Origin of the sequence: Streptomyces sp. NPDC055966, from assembly GCF_042269865.1 — a bacterium.
GTDB lineage: Bacteria > Actinomycetota > Actinomycetes > Streptomycetales > Streptomycetaceae > Streptomyces.
In genome coordinates, this window is record NZ_JBHJYK010000007.1 from 144,675 (window position 1) to 159,460 (window position 14,786).

Here is a 14,786-nt window from a genome sequence, read left to right on the forward strand (position 1 = left end):
GGCTGGTGGCCGTGGTCCTCCAGGACCCGGCGGGTCTCGGCAACGAGGTCGCCGATGCAGTTGAGGGTCACCTCCAGCCCGGAACCCCGTCCGTGACGTTGACCAACACCACCGCCGACGGGAGCGGCGACGAGGACGTTGCCTGGGGCGCGGTCGCTTTCCAGGGCCTTCCCGGTAAACCGAACCACACGGTCGTCGCGATGGGCGACTCCTTCTCCAGTGGTGAGGGAGCCTCCGAGGGCCACCGGGACTACTACCCGGAGACGAACTGGCGCAACAAGGTCAGCGGAGACCGCGACGGCTGCCACCGCTCCACCTACGCGTGGTCCCGGCAGGCAAAGCTCCCCGGCGAACAGCTCTCCATCGGCGAGCTGGACGACAACTGGAGCGCGCGGATGGACTACCGCCTCATCGCCTGCTCCGGATCCCGCACCTACAACGTGATCGCTCCGGCCGACAACAAAGACGGGACATACGACAACAGCGGAGAGTTGCCGCAGATCGAGCAGGGATACCTGGACCAGAACACCGACCTGGTCACCATCTCCATCGGCGGCAACGACTCCCGGTTCGGCTACGTGATCACCCAGTGCATGGGGCCAGGGAATCCGTGCCAGGAGAAGAAATTCGACAACGCCGAAGGCAAGGGCGTCCCTGACGGCCCCTACCAGGGCAAGCCGCTCGCGGAAGCCATCCCGGACCTCATCAGCGATGTCGTCGCACCCAGCATCCAGAAGACGATCGAGGCAATCCACGGCAAGTCCCAGAATGCCCGGATCGTCCTCATGGGTTACCCGCCGCTGCTATCCAACGACGCCTCCTGCCTCAACAAGATCCCTCTCGTCGGGATCTCACCGGAGGAATCGCAGTGGCTCAACGGCGTGGCCGACTACCTGGCACAGACGATGTTCGAGACCGCCGACCTCGTCAGGAAGCACGGGGTGGACGTCGGCTATGCCAACCCGCAGGCGTTCTTCCACGGCAAGGCCGTCTGCGGTGACCCCGAAAGCATTCACGGCATTGTCACCGATCTGACAGACAGCGACGAACCGAAGATCGACTGGCCGTTCTTCCAGTTCGGTATCTCCGCGCAGTCGTTCCATCCGAAGATCGCCGGGGCGCGACTGTACGCGGACACCCTGGAGGCCGCGCTGGGCTCCTGGCCCAAGAAGTAACCCGGCCACACCGTGTGGGGAAGTCCAACAGGGCTTCCCCACACGGTTTTTGAGTACACATACTCATGCTGCCGGCCGCACGTGCGCCGCATGCTGAGGTCAGACGGTAGGAGGCCACGTTCATGAAGCGGGTCAAGCAGGTCAAGGCAGCGGCATTGATGCTTCTGGCCCTGGCGGTGTCCGCGTGCTCGGCAGAGGACCGGGCTGTACCGGAGAAGACCGTCCGCAAACTTGCCGGAACCCCGGAAGCGGTCAACGCCAGGCAGAAGTCGGAAGCTGGGCTCAGAGAAGTGGTTCAGGCGTACGTCGAGCACACGCCCTTGAAGCTCGGCCTGGTCGTGGTCCGCGACAACTGCTGGGGCGGAACAGCGAAGGGATGGCTGGAGACCAGGGACAGCGACCTGTACAAGATCAGCTGCGGTGTGAATGTCACCGCCTACTTCGGCGCCGACCCGAAACACATCGTGTCCGTCCTCGACGGGATCCTCACAGCCGGCGACCGGAACGTACCCGGCATTGAGTTCAACCATGCAGCATACGGAGCGCTCATCGACTACTACCGGAAGCCGTATGACAAACGCAATCCTGAAGTGCCTTCGCGTGACGCCGTAAGCCAGAGTCTGAAGTGGGATCCGGTACGCGACCGCCAATGGAAACCCAATTTCATCAGCGAACCGACAGGCCCGTGTGAAAATGATCCACCGGTCAAACGGTGTCTGCGCGAACCGTCTTCCGCTACGGTGGCCGCCATCCGCAAACAGTACGGCATGGTATTCCAGCTCAACCTGGGCACAACCTACTTCAAAATAATGAAGAAGCACTAACCGGAAGTAATGGCTATTACGTAGACGCCACACTCAACACGTAGACACGACCGTCGCGCGGTGGGTCCAGGTTCAAGCACTCGCCCGGGAGTTCACAAAGGCGATCCCGCAGATGAGTTTGCGTTATGGTTCGACGGACCGGCGATACGGCAGAGGAGCTTCGCGTACACCATTGTGAACGCTGCAATGACAGTCGGAATCACTGCCAGGGCAAGCACGCCAAGAAGCACGGGCCACTGGCGCATGCTGCTGTCGCAGGGACTGTAATCCTGGGCGGCATGGAACAGTGGCGCTCGGCACTCGACTCCGCCGGCCTCGTACCCGACAAGGAGTAGGTAGAGAAACCAGCCCCACATGCCCATCGTCACGAGCGCCCAGACAAGCGACCATTTTTCTATTCGGTCGGCGTCTCGCAGGCATTGCTCGTCGCGCGGTTTTCCGGGTGGCGGTGGCGTCTGCCTTCGCTCATTCACGGCCATCTCTTCCTTGCTCGCCAGCATGGTCCTTCTGGGCTTCATCCCATGCCACCTAATCGGTGCAGTGGAACTTCTTGGTTTCGCGAGGGACGAAGTCGTTTACGAATCGCTGGAGTTTCTTGTAGCCGGTGGGGGTGTTCTCGACGCGGTCGCCGAAGAAATAGACCCCGAAGGTCATGTATGCGGTCCGAGAGGTGCAAGTGGCCCGTACCGTGGCGCCGTTGCTTCCGATCGCCGCGTGTCCCGGGAAGGGCACAGACCGCTCGGCGGCGTACTCGAACGGTGCATCCGCACCACTCCAGTCCGCCGGGTCCGGGGCCCGGTCCCACCGCATGATGTCGACGTACAGCACTCGGTGACCGCCGACGCTAAGGGCGCAGCCCGCACCTTGCTGTGCTTCCAAGGCCGTGTACGTCTGCTTCACGGATCCGTTGTCCGGGATGAGTGGTGACAAGGCCGCCTTTGGCACCGGAACCTTGCAGAAGTCCGCGGGGACGGTGGCGTGGGTGCTGCAGCCCGCCGCCGCTGCCATGACGGTGCCGCACAACAGGGCCGCCACCTTACGCCTCGGATTCGCCATCACTGAGCTCCCGCCATGCCGCGGGCCCGTGCGTTGCCGTTATTGGCCGATGTGTTGATCTGATCGTACATGCCCTGGTCGTGTGAGTAGTCGGTGTGGGTGTCGGCCCAGTGGGAGTTGGTCGCGTACCACTGGTGTGCAATGGCGTTGAGCTGGTTCTGGCGATGGTGAAAGGTCGCCTGGCTGTCGCTGGTCAGCTTGTCCGCCTGATGCTGCTGTTCGTCCATGATCCAGGCAGTGGTGATGACGTCGGCTCCGCGCTGCAAGGCATCGCCGTAGATGGGGACGAAGTTCAACATGCCACCGGTGAGGTGGTAGCTCCACGCCTTGTCCCACGTGTAGTCGTGCTGGTCGCCCTTGAGTGCCAGGTACCGCCCCTCCTCCATGAAACCGACCGCGGTGCCAGCCGCGTGGAGGGTGTCTTCCGGGTGCCGCGAAGAGTCGTGAATGTCGTCCATGATCGCGTAGTTCATGCCCGTGTGAAGCAGGTTGTAGGAGTCCTGGCTCCGCGATATCTGCTTCGTCATCTCCAGCACCTGGTCACGGCTCAGGTTCGGGCCGTCGGCAATACGCCGATCGCCGCTCGGATCACTCATCGCCACATACGTCTCATGACCGTGATTGGTCATGATCTTCGCCATGTCGTCACGTAGGGACGCCGGCATGTGGTCGCCCTGTTTGGACAGGTCATCCAGCGCGTGCACGAACACCCTGTTGTTGGCGTCCGTGTGCGACGTCACTCCCATCGGGCGGGGCCCGTGGGGGTCGATACCTGTGGCTGCCGCGGTCAGGGCGTCGCCCAATCCCTTGCGCTCGTCCGTGTCCAGGGCATTGGGCCCGTCGCTTTCATGCTCCCCCCGAAATTCGATGGTATTGACGACGTTCCAGTCTCGGTCCTTGAGGAGGTAGTGAAGGCGGTCGTTGCTGCCGTCAGCGTGCGGATCGAGATAGGCGGTGGACGCCTCAGGGTCACGGCTCATGATGCCCAGGGCACCGTCAACCGGGTCGTTGGCGAACCAGCCGTCGCCGTGCTTGCTGTCGAAGTTGCCGTAGAGGTTCCAGATGTGCGGGTGGTCCTTCTCTGCGGCGATCGCGCCGTCGGTGACGTCGGAGAGGAACTGCGGTGAGTAGTTGCTGTGTCCCTGCTGCATCAGGGTGACCAGGCTCTGGTAGCCGCGCACCTGCTGTCCGTGTTCCTTGGCGACCCTGTCGACCTCCCCGACAGTCTTGAGGTCGTACTTGTCGGTGCCGTGTTCTCTCAGGTCGTTGCCGAACTTGACGTAGAACTGGGCGTCGTCGGTCCGCAGCCAGTTGTCGAAGGCGTCGTTGTAGCCCTTTGATCCGAAGGGCAGGTGTTTGCCGTTCGTGTCCTTGAAGTCCGGGACACGGGTGGCGGTCGCCAGCGAGTCGGCTATGCCTCCGTTGATCTGCAGGTAGGCGTTCTTGTCCTTCGTGTCGTCGGAGTACGCCAGGTCGTCGATCTTGTTGGTGAGCTTGAGGGTCTTGTCTGCGCCGAGGGAGTTGAGGAGGGTCTGGCTGAAGAACTTGTCATGGGAGTGATCGCGCATGAGGCGCTGCCACTCCTTCAGGTCATCGCCGTCCAGCTTGTCGCCGGCCAGAATCACGTTCGCGTACCCCTTGGCCTCACGGGCCTCGTACACCACGATGTCCCCGATGGCGGAGCCGTTGAAGGTGTGACCGCCCTGCCCCGTCGCCTCGTCGAACGCACGCTGGATCCAGCTCTTGATGCCGGCCGCTTCGTAGAGAGCGTGCTTGACGCCCTGGTCGGCGTCGTCCACCGCCTGCACAGCGTCCTTGATCTTCTTCGTCCAGGCCGCCTCGGCGGCCTTCGCCCGGGACACGTACTTGGGGTAGTCCTCGTCGTGTCGCATGGGGGTGAGCTTGCGGAAGTCGTAGACCGCCTCGCCCTGGCTGTTGACGGACATATGGTCCGCCTTCACCTGATCGACAACGTCGTTCACGTGGCCTATCAGTTTGGAGAACTCCTGATGGGCTTCGCGCAGGATGGAGGCGATGGCGCGGGCTTCTGTCTGCGCGTCTTTGAACTGCTGCCGAGTGGCCGCCAATTGCGCGGCCCTCGCCGCGGCAGTGAGGCCTGCCGTGTCCTCGGTCGCGGCCGACTCCACCTTCGCGGCGTAGAGGGTCTCCAGGTCCCCGAAGCCGCCGGCCATGTCGTCCCAGTCGGTAGCCGCCGTTGTCAGAGCACCGAGCTTGATGGTGACCACGTCCTGATAGCTGAGCATGCCCGTCCTTCTCCCCGTCCCCGTTTCCCCGGTTTCCTAGACCTCGCGCCCCTGGTGAGGCCCGGCCTTGATCTGCGCCGTCCGGCTGCCGACGCCGTAGTCGACGTACTGGAGATGCTGGTGGCTGCCCTCCAACGCCTCCTTGTCCTGCTCCAGGCGCCCCTTCAGGTTCTTAACCTGCAACTCCCATTCCGCGTGGGCGTCCTTGAGCCCGGAGCCGGTCTGCCAGCCGCTGAACTCCCGCACGGCCGTGGCTGTGGACTCGTCGGCGTGACTGCCCGCCTTGTCCGTGTCCCGCGGTATCTCATCCTGCAAGGCCTTGACTGCGGCGTCGTTCCCCGCCTTGTTCGTCTTCAGATCAGGGGCACCCACGGCGCCGCTTCCTCCCACACCCGCAGCACTGTCCAGCTGCATCCCGTTCTGCCGACGGGCCATCGCGTCGGCCTTCAGCTGCTCCCACTCGTCCCACGCCATCTCAGGACCTCCCCCCGTAGTTGCTGTCTCCGTACCACGGCGTCTGCGCCGGCCCAGGCGGCATGGCTACGTGAGCCTGGGCTACCGCCGCTGCACGTCGGCGCCTGCGCACCGCCCCAGCGGCGAGAGCGCCACCCGCAACCACGACAACTCCCGCACCCCCGAGAATCCATGGCAGTGCAGAGCCGTCACCCGTAGATGCGGATGCTGCCGGCGATGGGCCGCTGTCATCCTTCCCGGAGGCCGTGGCCGACCCGTTGGGTGCCTTGGACACGGCTTGCTTGAAGTCGGGCAGCGGATAGACGTCGGCCGGGCCGGGGTCGCCCGGGCTGGTCAGAGCGATGCGGGGGCGGACGGCGCCGTAGCCCAGGTAGTCGGTGCGCTCCTTGCCGCTCGTCGGCTTGCTCGCAGTGTTGAGCATGACCCGCAGGACCTGGTTGTTGGTCCAGTTCGGGTGTTTGGACCAGATCAGTGCGGCGGAGGCGGAGGCGATCGCCGTGGCGTCGCTGGTGCCGTGCGTCTTGCACACCTTTGTGCTGCTTTCGATGCACGCAGCCACCATGTCCTCACCGGGCGCTACCAGATCGACCTGGGGGCCGTGCTCGGACTCCTTCGTCGCCTTGACGCTTTCGTCGATCGCCCCAACACCCACTACGCCAAGAGTCGCCGCCGGGTAATTGACTTCGTTGAGGGCGTCGCCGTCATTACCCACGCCCGCGAAGATCAGTTTGCCCTTGGACAGTGCGTAGGCGACGGCGTCCGTCAGCTCCTTGGAGTGCGCGGTGCTCCCCTGCGAGATGTTGATGATCTGGGCGTCCGAGTCGGCCGCGAACCGGATGGCCTTGGCCATGTAGGTGGGGTAGTCGTCCGGGTTGCCGTCGGGGCGGCTTTGCTCGATGAAGTCCGGGATGCGGATCGGCAGGATCTTCGCGCCTGGGGCCAGGCCGTACGAGCCATTGGCGGTGCCTCGCCCGCCGGTGCCGGCGATGAGGACGGCCATACCGGTGCCGTGACCGTCGTAGTCACTGCGTTCGTCCCCAGGATGCCTGGAGTAGTTCTTGCCCGCCACGACCTGACCGCGCAGGTCGGGGATGTCGGCCTGCACCCCGGTGTCGATCAACGCGACCGTGATGCCCTTGCCTGTGCTGACCTTCCACATCTGCTCGGCCTGCATGGCCTTCAAGTGCCACTGCTGGTCTTTGATGGTCTCAGCGTGGGCGGGGGTGACGGCGAAGCTCGCCAACAAGACCCCGACGGCTGCGGACACGGCCCGGCCGCGCCATCCGGCCCACTCGCGGCGCCTGCGCATGGTCATTCTTCTCGTCCTAGGTCTCCATCGGGCCCTTTGGGCAGGGGCGGCGGGGTCGGTCTGCTCTCCCTGGCTTCTTCCCGGAAATCCCTGGCCTCTGCCCGGTCGGCTGCTCGGCTGTCAGAGCGCCTGTCGCGAGAGGAGCGGTCATCACGCTTCCGGGCGGAGGCGGAGGCGCCACGGGATGGGCCACCACGGCGCGGCAGTGACTCGTCTGCGGTTGTTTCACCAGCGGGACGTACGCCTTGCGAGGTGGTCCCTGCCCGTCGGCGGTCTCGGGAGGGTCTGGGCTGTCCCCCTACGATGCCGTTGGACGAGGCAGGCATGCGCCCCCTCGGTGCGCCCTCGCGGTTCACGACGGGGTCGTCGCCGCGGGTCGACGTGGTCCTTGCAGTAGGGCGTCCGGGCGTCGTGCCACGGCCCCTTGGAGGCTGCTGCTCGTTCGGAGTACCCCCAATGATGTTGCCACGCGGAATCCCGCCGGGGGGCCTTCCCGCCGACGGTGAGACCGGGCGGCCGCCTGTGATGCCATTGGCTCCTCGGGCGGGGAGGGGACTGAGGGGCCCGCGCTCAGGGTCAGGCTCGCTCCCATTCGCGTTGGGACCGAAAGGCCCACGCCCCGGGACGCGCGGACTCCCGGAACTGCCCGGTCCCGATGGTGTGGTAAATGAACCCCGCCCTCCGTACACGGGACGCTCACCGCCTCCCCGAACACCCGGCGTCGGCACTGTTCCGACACCGAAAACGGGTGGGAACACACCGGTCGCTGACGGCGTCCTTACGTCCGGGCCGCTCGGCCCAGCCGGCGGCGCCGAATGGGCGGGGGGCACCGTCGGGGCGGGCGGAAGAGTTCCAGTGCTGTCGATCACCGTGTTCGGTACATCCACATGAACGTTCGGCAGCACATGACGAGGGACGTCGACCTGATCCTTCGGACGATGCGTCGTGGATGGCTGAGGTAGCGAGCCGGTCGCGCCGGAACGGGAACGGACCGCCGCCTCACGGGCGTTCCGCTCCACGCGGGCAACAGTCGCCGAACCCGCGTTCCCCTGCGTGGTCGGGACGGCAACAGGGGCTCCATCACGGATATTGGTAGGCACGAACTGTTGCGGCAGCTCGGGAAACTTCGGTGCCTGCAGCGCGTGGATCTGTTCCGTAGAGGCCGTGTACGACTGGGCGAGCTTCATCATCAGCCCGCCGGCCTCGGCACGCGTGTTGGCGTACTGGGTCTTGGCCTTCGTCACCTCGGAGTCCGACGGACCGCCGCCGTGATCGCCGACGTTCGTCGCCTTCGCCGCGTGCGCCTCCAGCACCGAGCGCGGGCCCGCGCTCTGCTTCCGCAGGATCTCCAGCTGCGGCTTGACCTCGTGCAGCGTGTCCGCCGCGTGGCCCAGCCACTTGCCCGCGTTCTCGCTGTAATCGCCCAGGCTCAGCGTGGTCAGCGCTGCTTGGTAACACCAGGTCCTAAACGCCGCGCCGCCCTCGCCCTCCCACTCGACCGCCATGCTGTGGGTCCGCAGATCGCTGCCGATCTCCTTGATCGTCTTGGCGGCCTCCGTCAGTAGCTCACCAAGACCGCTGGCCGTCGGCCCGTCGGCCGACTCGACCATGGCCCACAGCTGTTCGGGGTCCTGGACCAGGAACCGCTCCTGCCTGACCGTCTCCCACATGCCGCTGACAAAGTCAGACATGGACCCCCACCGCCTTCCCTGTCGAAACCATCCCGTCGCACTGTCTCATCACCACGGACATCACAAGTCGCCTGCCTGCGAGTCCGACGTGGAGCCGTGTCGGCCATGGCTGGACGCACCCGCCCCGCCGACAACGTGTCCCTTTACTTCCGGCCGGGCCTCATTGACAGCCAGCTTGTCGGCCTCGACACGGATGCGGTGCAGGCGATCGCGAACGTCGGCGTCGAGATTGTGATAGTTGCTCTTCGACGCATCGACCGTGACCATCAGCCCCTCGATCTGCAGCGCCAGCAGCTTGGAAAGGCGCTCCAGCTGGGAATGCACCTGGGTGTAGGCACCGTGGAGCGCGTCGGCTTCGTCGAAGTTACCCAACCGCCCCGTCGGCAGGCCGCCGTCCGCGATCCTCTGCGGGGCGGCCTTCGACTTCTCCAGCTGAGTCAGAAGGTCGTTCACCCGGTTCTTGAAGGTAGTCAGAGTTTCGGCCTCGACCCGCAGTTCCTGGGCCATGACGGCACCGGCACTTGCGATCGGGCCTATGCCGGACGCGGCCAGCGCGCCAGCAGCCGCTTCCAGCGCAGCCGCAGTTGCCTGCGGATCCCCCGTGTTGTCGGCCATCGAGTCCTCCCCCCGTGCGGTCAGCCCCTCAGTAGCACCTTAGCCACTCGCTTGTGGTGCCCCTGCCATCTCCATCCGTAACAGAAGCAACCCAGGCACGATAGTCGTGATCTTGCCTGGTCACGGAATTTTGACGCCGCCCATAGCCCGCGACTGACTGGAAAGTGACCATGCCGTACGTCACAGCTACGTCGCTGCCTCCATCCATATCCTTGGTGCACCTGGAAACGAGGCAGGTGCGTTGTCCGCCGTCGGACAGGACATGTTGCGAATGGCTGGTACGGAACGGCACCGGGTCCCGGCGCTGGAAGGGACTCCGCTACCCCACTGTTCGGGAAATCCGGCCAGCGAGATAGTGAGCGTAGCCATCGGCTGAAGGGATCGCCTCACCACCCAGTCAGGCCATTACGCCCAGGCATCGACCTGACGCGGGCGTCGGCATCCGGCGCCGTGACGGACAAGGGCATCTCCGGATCCATCGAGACGCCTGCGGGAGCACGGGCCCTCGTGCAAGGGCGGGGCTGAGTACCGCTATCTCGGCGGCGCCTACGTGGGGCACCGGATTCGACGACGCCGAACCCCAGGCTAGTGCTGGGGCAGGTCTCGACGGCCTCAACGCCGGTGCGAAGGCGTTCGCCGGGGCGGAGGCCGGCGTCGCCGGGGGAGGCGAGGTCGCGGGTATCGAAGCCGGTGCCACGGCCGAGGAGCGGGCCGGTGTGGGCGCGGAGTGTGATCGCCCCCGCCCGCAACCCGACCTGCTCGCGCAGAAACAACGGTGGGTCCAGTCGCGCGAGTGAAGTTGTGAAGCCGGCCAGGAAGACGACCTGGCCATTGTTGTGCGCGTTCAGTAGATCGCCCGTGGCTTCGCTCCTCCGCCGACCTCCTCGAAACCCGCCCACGCCCTGCGCACCGAACGCCGCCAGCACGCCGAACACGAACGAGCCTTCGACTTCGACCTGCACACGTCCGGATTCGTCGCGCCCGCGGAGGAGACGGAAGAGGGCGATGCGGGCGACAGCACCCGTTGAGAGGCCCGTCGTACGCACCGTTGCCCCCGCCCGTAGGATTTCCCTGAGCGCAACGGGACTTGCGACGTGATAGGGACAGGGACGGACGGGGGTGCGTCATGGGAGCGCAGGGAGCAGGCGCCGAGAAGGGCAGCCATACCGATCTGCGGGTGTCCAGTCACGATCTGAAAAAGCTGGCCGACGATCTCGACGACATGCAGGACCACCTGGACCAGCAGGTGAAGCGCATGGACGCTTTCGTGGACCGTATTGAGGCGGGCTGGCGGGGCCCGGCGGCGAACGCGTACCGCGAGTTCCACCGCGCGGCGGCAGAGGACGCCGTACGCATCCGCGACGTAATGAAGCACCTGGAACAGGCCGTGCGGCTGAGCCGGGGTGGTTTCACGGAGCAGGAGCTGGACGTGCTAGCAAAGATGCGGCGCATCCACGTGGACGTGGCCAGCGAGGTGTCCAGACTCTCCACGCCGAACCCGGAGGCGGCATCAGCCGCGTCGCCGCCCGCGACTCCGCGCAGCAGGCTGGACTCCTTCTGACGAAGGCCTCTCAAGGCCCGCCGTATAACCGAATTTGCTGGACACCAAGGGGGATCATGTCGACCGAGGATGCCGCCGACGACCACATAGCCGTCTCGTTCGCAACTCTTCACGACCTCGCCGCCGAGCTGGAGGACATCCTCAAGAAGCTCAACGGCAAGCTGGAGGGCCTCTACGACCGTGTCGTCCCGGTCGTGCTGTCCTGGGAGGGCGAGGCCCGCGAGGTCTTCATCGACAAGCTGGACGAGTGGGACCACTCGGCGCGGGACCTCCAGGCTGCCCAGAAGTGGCTCCACGAGTACGTCACCACCGGCCACACCAACTACGCGGCGGCGCACCGGGCGGTGCTGCGGGGCTGGGGTGCCGCCTGATGGCAGAACGTCCCAGCGACGCCGAACGCAAGCAGGAACGGGACCAGCTGAAACCGGCGGCGCCCGACGCCGGTGGCGGGTTCGAGGTGAAGCCGTCGCACCTGTACTACTCGTCGGCGGTTGTGCGTGACGGGCAGTTCGACTACGACAAGGGCGCCACGAAACTGGTGAGTGCGCTCAACGAGTACAGCCAGTCGGCGGGCACCGGTTGGGGCCCGGACTCCTTCGCCCACGTCTACATGCAGATAGCCGAGAAGTTCATCAAGGTCTGGGCAGCCAGCGTGGTGAGCGTCGGTGGCGTCGCGGTGGGTCTGACCGTGACGGCCAACAAGTACCAGTCGGCGGACTGGTCTTCGCGTGGTATGTATGGCCCGCCGCCGCGCCGTACTCCTCCGGTCGTCATCGACAAGGAGCCCGACTACGGCAAGATCAACGACATCAAGTGGTCCGGGACCGGCCAGGACGCCGACTCCTGGGCGATCTCCGGCGTGCTCGGCGAGATCCCGGACTTCCTCGCAGGCGTCATCCGGCCGGCCATCGAGTACGGGCTCAACCTAGGCAAGACGCACGAGATCACCCCGGGTGCCCGCGAGGAGGACCTCAAGGGCATGGCCACCGCGTGGCGGCAGGCAGCAAGCACCGCGCTGAAGGCCGGTGACGGCTTCACCTCCGCCATCGGCTACATGACACCCCCTCAGGGACACAGCGAATGGCAGAGCGCGATGAATGCGTTCTGCCAGTCGATCTGGGGGACCACCGCCTGGGGCCGCACCCGGAACGCGCAGGGGCAGATCGACGAACAGGGCGGACGCAGCTGGAAGACCGCAGGGGACGTGGCGCCCGCGCAGCGCCGCCCTCTCCTGGAGGTGCTGCACCACACCGCCGACACCATCCAGAAGACCTGCGACGACCTCGCGCAGGTCGCGAACACCTGCCGGACGACTACCGAAAACCTCGCCAAGACGGCGGCCAAGGGGATGGTGGAGGACCTGACGGTCCGGCTCGACCCGCTGGAAATCCTCAAACTCGCGGCCACCGACATGTTCGGCGAGCTGGTGATGGCCTTCCGCAGGCACATGGACAGGGAGGCCGCGGACAAGGCCGTCGAGATCTACCAGCAGAAGTTCAGCGACGCAGCCACCACACTCCTCGGCCTGGAATGGGAACTGGACGAGGCGCTCAGAAGCGCGCCCCAGTTCACGGCAGAGGAAGCCAGGGCCGAGGCCTTCGGCGCACGCACACTCGACGCCTTCAAACATCAGTACAAGTGGACCGATCCGGCGGACACCAAGAACGGCGTCTACAAGATCGACCTGGCGAGCATGGAGTGGCTCGACGGCGGACACACCCTCGACAAGCACGTCGGAAAGTCCCCTCAGCAACTCGCACAACGCCTGCGCGACCAGGGTGATCCGCCGACCCAGTCGTGGCCGCACGGCAAGCCCTCGATCGGGGGTGCCTCCAGCTTCAAGGACCTCGACAGCGCACAGCGGTTCACGCAGTACAACATCGATGCTCACTCCGCTCAGATCACGGCGTGGCTGAAGGGCCCGCCTCCGCCCGCAGACGGAGATGTCGAGAAGTTCGTCGGCCCCGGCCCCAACGGAGAGATCACGGGCACGAGCGTCACGAAGCAACCGTACGACCCGCAGGATCCGTTGAGCGGTTTCAAGCAGGGCGGGATGAATGCCAAGGTCGTCGATGTGAAGAACATCGATACGCGCCTGAAGTACGATTCCAACCTCAATCCCCCGTTCGTCGTCATCACTTCCATGCCGGCGCGCTGATCGATTCCGTCTGGAACAGGAATGGAAACTGTTACCAAAAGTGCGTGGGAGGCAGCTGCCCTGCGTCTCCTGGAGGACCTCTACGTTTTCGTGGCGACCGGTCCGCGAACACACTCCGACTGGCGTGGCGATGTGCTGGCGGTCATGAACCGGGACGTCGACGATCCACGCGGATGGCGCACACTCGACTGGGACAAGGAGAATGAGGAGCGGACGCCGAGCAGACCGTCCTTTCCCTTTCTCCCTCTATCCCGCGAAGCGCTGGCCGAGTGTCTGTACCCGGTCACGAGTGAGACAGCAGCTCGCCTGCTGGTGACCATGACCTACGAATGGGGACCGCCCGAGCCCGAGGACAAGACTGCGGGCGCGCTCACCGACGCTCGGATCCTGCTCGACCGGTACGGCGAGGCCATCTCCTGCTACAGCAACATCACCAAAGCCCGCACGTCCCCTTCCCCCGATCTCACAGCCGGCGTCACCGGCTGGAAACCAGTCACGCAATACGACGGCGACTACGGAGTCGTCGTCGTCTCACCGGACGAGGTCGGCGTCTTCTGGTCGTTCAACCCCATCTGACGGAGCCCAGACACTGTGCGTACCCGAAGTGCCACCTATCCCGACCGTGAGACCGCCCAGTGGGCGACCCAGCAGGTCGTCACCGCCAACGAGCAGGTCATTCATCGCTGGCTCGCCCAGTCCACGCGCCCCAGACTGACCATCGAGGCGTCCTGGCCGTCCCGGCCCGACCCGGTCGGGCGGGTGCTGTTGCAGGCCATGATGCTGGCCGGCCGGGAACCGGTCGACGTCCGCGCGACCCGGGTGGTCCTGAAGCGCGACACATCCCGGCGGCACGGCTTCGCTATCCACGCCACGTTCCCGGTCTATCTGTAGCCACCTGTAGCGACGATCCGTAGAGGCTGATCATCCGTGCCCCTGAGCCCCCTCGAACACGACCGCCGCTACGGCGAGCTCGACCAGGTGATGCGTGCCTACGCCGGACAGCCGGCCGACGACACTCCGGACAAACCCAGCCAGGCCCTGACCGCCTACCTGCGGCAGACTTGGCAGAGTCGGCCCTGGGCGCTCGCCGTCGCGGAGCGGCAGCTGCGGGAGTACGCCGAGAATCCGCCGGGCCGGCTGCGTCTGCGCCTCGGCGAGTTCTACGCGCTCCCCGACATCGGCCTGCCCGACGGCGAGATCCAGCCATGGCTGTCCTGCCTCGCCGACCACATCAAGCACAGCATCGTGGAAGGCGAGGTCCCGCCCCCGGCCGCCCCCGCCACCCACTGGGAATGGCACGCCCGCTTCCCCGAGCTGGGCCAGTTCCTCAGCGGATGGTTCTCCCAGGACATGCCTGACGAGTTCGACGACCTTGACGCGGCCGCCGACGACTACCGGACCTCCGCCGCCCCACAGCTCGTGGCTCGCCTCGTCGGGGAACTTTATGAGCTGCTCGCGCTCGACCTGGACGAGTCCGACTACGCCCTGGCCGTCGCCGAGCTGGGGATGGAAGTCGACCCGCCGGCACCGTATTCGCCGAGCGGCTGGCTCGCGGTGATCGCGGAGCGGTTCAGGGGGCCGCGTGCCGAGTACGGGCCTCCGGACCAGGGAGCCACTGGCTGAGCCCGGTGTCCCCTGCGCGGGTGAACACGGCCTGGC

General features: G+C 65.7%; 14 protein-coding genes. 8 read left to right on the plus strand and 6 right to left on the minus strand.

Annotation, left to right across the window (positions count from 1 at the left end):
• Window positions 1-5: 5 nt before the first annotated feature.
• Both ACFC8N_RS17025 and ACFC8N_RS17030 read left to right on the plus strand, forming a co-directional pair.
• On the plus strand, window positions 6-1,175 hold the full coding sequence (locus ACFC8N_RS17025) for an SGNH/GDSL hydrolase family protein (protein ID WP_376288609.1): 1,170 nt from the start codon (window positions 6-8) through the stop codon (window positions 1,173-1,175).
• Between the two features lie 122 nt (window positions 1,176-1,297).
• Window positions 1,298-1,999 (plus strand): hypothetical protein, encoded by a 702-nt coding sequence (locus ACFC8N_RS17030; protein ID WP_376288610.1) that lies wholly within the window; start codon window positions 1,298-1,300, stop codon window positions 1,997-1,999.
• A 92-nt stretch (window positions 2,000-2,091) separates the two neighbouring features.
• On the opposite strand, the gene ACFC8N_RS17035 is transcribed toward ACFC8N_RS17030, so the two are convergent.
• From ACFC8N_RS17035 to ACFC8N_RS17060, 6 genes are all read right to left on the minus strand, one after another.
• A complete protein-coding gene (locus tag ACFC8N_RS17035) occupies window positions 2,092-2,499 on the minus strand; it encodes a hypothetical protein (RefSeq protein ID WP_376288611.1) in 408 nt (135 codons plus the stop codon).
• Between the two features lie 28 nt (window positions 2,500-2,527).
• Complete coding sequence (locus tag ACFC8N_RS17040) at window positions 2,528-3,055, minus strand: hypothetical protein (protein ID WP_376288612.1); 528 nt, start codon at window positions 3,053-3,055, stop codon at window positions 2,528-2,530.
• Window positions 3,055-5,319, minus strand: a complete 2,265-nt coding sequence (locus tag ACFC8N_RS17045; protein ID WP_376288613.1) for a hypothetical protein — start codon at window positions 5,317-5,319, stop codon at window positions 3,055-3,057. Before ACFC8N_RS17045 ends, ACFC8N_RS17040 begins: the two co-directional genes overlap by 1 nt.
• Window positions 5,320-5,355: 36 nt before the next feature.
• Window positions 5,356-5,793 carry a hypothetical protein gene (locus ACFC8N_RS17050; protein ID WP_376288614.1) on the minus strand — a complete coding sequence of 146 codons (438 nt, stop codon included), beginning with the start codon at window positions 5,791-5,793 and terminating at the stop codon, window positions 5,356-5,358.
• Between the two features lies 1 nt (window position 5,794).
• A complete protein-coding gene (mycP, locus tag ACFC8N_RS17055) occupies window positions 5,795-7,108 on the minus strand; it encodes a type VII secretion-associated serine protease mycosin (RefSeq protein WP_376288615.1) in 1,314 nt (437 codons plus the stop codon).
• Window positions 7,109-8,853: 1,745 nt separating this feature from the next.
• Window positions 8,854-9,408 carry a hypothetical protein gene (locus ACFC8N_RS17060; RefSeq protein WP_376288616.1) on the minus strand — a complete coding sequence of 185 codons (555 nt, stop codon included), beginning with the start codon at window positions 9,406-9,408 and terminating at the stop codon, window positions 8,854-8,856.
• Window positions 9,409-10,534: 1,126 nt separating this feature from the next.
• On the opposite strand from ACFC8N_RS17060, the gene ACFC8N_RS17065 reads away from it, so the two are divergent.
• The 6 genes from ACFC8N_RS17065 (at window position 10,535) to ACFC8N_RS17090 (ending at window position 14,750) form a co-directional block, all read left to right on the plus strand.
• Complete coding sequence (locus tag ACFC8N_RS17065) at window positions 10,535-10,969, plus strand: WXG100 family type VII secretion target (protein WP_376288617.1); 435 nt, start codon at window positions 10,535-10,537, stop codon at window positions 10,967-10,969.
• Between the two features lie 56 nt (window positions 10,970-11,025).
• The gene (locus ACFC8N_RS17070; protein WP_376288618.1) at window positions 11,026-11,340 is read left to right on the plus strand and encodes a WXG100 family type VII secretion target; all 315 of its coding nucleotides are present in this window, start codon (window positions 11,026-11,028) and stop codon (window positions 11,338-11,340) included.
• Window positions 11,340-13,127, plus strand: a complete 1,788-nt coding sequence (locus tag ACFC8N_RS17075) for an RNase A-like domain-containing protein (RefSeq protein WP_376288619.1) — start codon at window positions 11,340-11,342, stop codon at window positions 13,125-13,127. The genes ACFC8N_RS17070 and ACFC8N_RS17075 overlap by 1 nt, the downstream gene beginning before the upstream one ends.
• Before the next feature lie 90 nt (window positions 13,128-13,217).
• Window positions 13,218-13,703, plus strand: a complete 486-nt coding sequence (locus ACFC8N_RS17080; RefSeq protein WP_376288620.1) for a hypothetical protein — start codon at window positions 13,218-13,220, stop codon at window positions 13,701-13,703.
• A 15-nt stretch (window positions 13,704-13,718) separates the two neighbouring features.
• A complete protein-coding gene (locus ACFC8N_RS17085) occupies window positions 13,719-14,018 on the plus strand; it encodes an RNase A-like domain-containing protein (RefSeq protein WP_376288621.1) in 300 nt (99 codons plus the stop codon).
• 36 nt (window positions 14,019-14,054) lie between these two features.
• Window positions 14,055-14,750, plus strand: a complete 696-nt coding sequence (locus tag ACFC8N_RS17090) for a contact-dependent growth inhibition system immunity protein (RefSeq protein WP_376288622.1) — start codon at window positions 14,055-14,057, stop codon at window positions 14,748-14,750.
• Window positions 14,751-14,786 lie beyond the last annotated feature (36 nt).